Source organism: Kineococcus aridisoli, from assembly GCF_050871885.1.
Lineage (GTDB): Bacteria > Actinomycetota > Actinomycetes > Actinomycetales > Kineococcaceae > Kineococcus.
On the sequence record NZ_JBJLSF010000169.1, the window covers coordinates 1 to 2052 of the forward strand.

The 2052-nt window shown below is 76.8% G+C and carries 1 protein-coding gene; it reads left to right on the forward strand.

The window, feature by feature from the left end:
- Window positions 1-233 precede the first annotated feature (233 nt).
- Window positions 234-2000, forward strand: coding sequence for a DEAD/DEAH box helicase (locus ACRYM2_RS23070; protein WP_432525037.1), 1767 nt, complete (start codon window positions 234-236; stop codon window positions 1998-2000).
- Window positions 2001-2052: the final 52 nt, after the last annotated feature.

A 2052-nucleotide genomic window follows, 5' to 3' on the forward strand; every position in this document is an offset into this window, starting at 1 on the left:
CGGTGCGCGCCCCGTCCGCGTCCGGTGACCGTGCGGCACCACGGCGGGCGGTGCGCGGTTACCATGGTCGTGTTCATGGTTGCCCGGTCGCCAGTCCCGATCGGCTGCCGACTGCCGCGACGCGGCCGCACGTCCCGATCGACGACTCCCCCGCCGGGTGGCTGCGCCCCCGTCGCGCACCGGGGAGACCGCGCGGGACGGCGACGCCGCCGCCGCCCCTGCACGGGAGACGCATGACCGACTCGAGCACCACCGTCACCACGACCACCGAGACCGCCGCCGCCGCCGACGCCGCCGTCGACACCGCCGCCGAGGCCCCCGCCGCGCCGCGGGTGGGCACCTTCGCCGAGCACGGCGTCGAGCCGCGCATCGCCGAGGCCCTCGCGGGCGCCGGCATCACGCACCCGTTCCCCATCCAGGCGATGACCCTGCCGGTGGCGCTCAGCGGCCACGACATCATCGGCCAGGCCAAGACGGGCACCGGCAAGACGCTGGGGTTCGGCGTGCCGCTGCTGCAGCGCACCGCGGTGCCGGGCGAGAGCGCCTACGACGCGCTGCCCGCGCCGGGCAAGCCGCAGGCGCTGGTGGTCGTCCCGACCCGCGAGCTGGCCGTCCAGGTCGCCCAGGACCTCACCACCGCCAGCCGGATCCGCAAGGCGCGCATCCTCACCGTCTACGGCGGCCGCGCCTACGAGCCGCAGATCGACGCGCTCACCAAGGGCGTCGACGTCGTCGTGGGCACCCCCGGGCGCCTGCTCGACCTCGCCCAGCAGCGGCACCTGGACCTCAGCCACGTCAAGTGCGTGGTCCTCGACGAGGCCGACGAGATGCTGGACCTGGGCTTCCTGCCCGACGTCGAGCGGCTCATGGCGCAGACCGCCCCGGGCCGGCAGACGATGCTCTTCTCGGCCACGATGCCCGGCGCCGTCGTGGCGCTGGCCCGCTCGTACATGCGCCAGCCGACGCACATCCGCGCGATCGACCCCTCCGACGACGGCGCCACCGTCGCGGCGATCACGCAGTTCGCCTACCGCACCCACGCCATGGACAAGGTCGAGGTGCTCGCCCGGCTGCTGCAGGCGGAGGGCCGCGGCCTGACGATCGTCTTCAGCCGCACCAAGCGCACCGCCGCCTCGGTGGCCGAGCAGCTCACCGAGCGCGGCTTCGCGGCGGCCTCGATCCACGGCGACCTCGGCCAGGGGGCGCGCGAGCAGGCGCTGCGCGCCTTCCGCACCGGCAAGGTGGACGTGCTCGTCGCCACCGACGTCGCCGCCCGCGGCATCGACGTCGAGGACGTCACGCACGTCGTGAACTACCAGTGCCCCGAGGACGAGAAGACCTACCTGCACCGCATCGGCCGCACCGGCCGCGCCGGCAACACCGGTGTCGCGGTGACCTTCGTGGACTGGGACGAGCTGCCGCGCTGGTCGCTCATCGACAAGGCCCTCGGCCTCGGCTTCGGCGAGCCGGAGGAGACGTACTCGACGTCGCCGAAGCTGTTCGAGGACCTGGGCATCCCCGCCGGCACCACCGGCCGGCTGCCGCGCGCGCACCGCACCCGCGCCGGGCTGCAGGCCGAGGAGGTCGAGGACCTTGGCGAGGTGGGCGCCGCCAAGGGCCGCCGCCCGCGCCGCACCGGGCAGGGCTCCGGGGGTGCCGCGGCGTCCGCGTCCGGCGAGGCCGGGACCGCTCCCGAGACGACCTCCGGGACGCTGCCCGAGGGTGACGGCGAGTCCGTCCCGCGCGCCCGCCGTTCCCGCCAGCGCCGCCGCACCCGCGGTGGCGTCGAGGTGGGCGCGGGTGGCGAGGGCTCCGCGGAGACCGCCGGCACGAGCGCCGGGGCCGCTGAGCAGCCGGCCGCCGAGGCCGCCGGGGCGACCGCCGGCACCACCACCGAGGTGGACGGGGCGGAGGCGTCCGGCGAGGCGACGACGCGGCCCCGCCGCCGGCGCACCCGCACCCGCAGCACGGCCGCCGCGGCCGAGGAGAGCACGGACTGACGAGCGGGCCGAGCGGTCCAGGGGGCGCCGCCCGGGAGCACTCCCGGGCGGC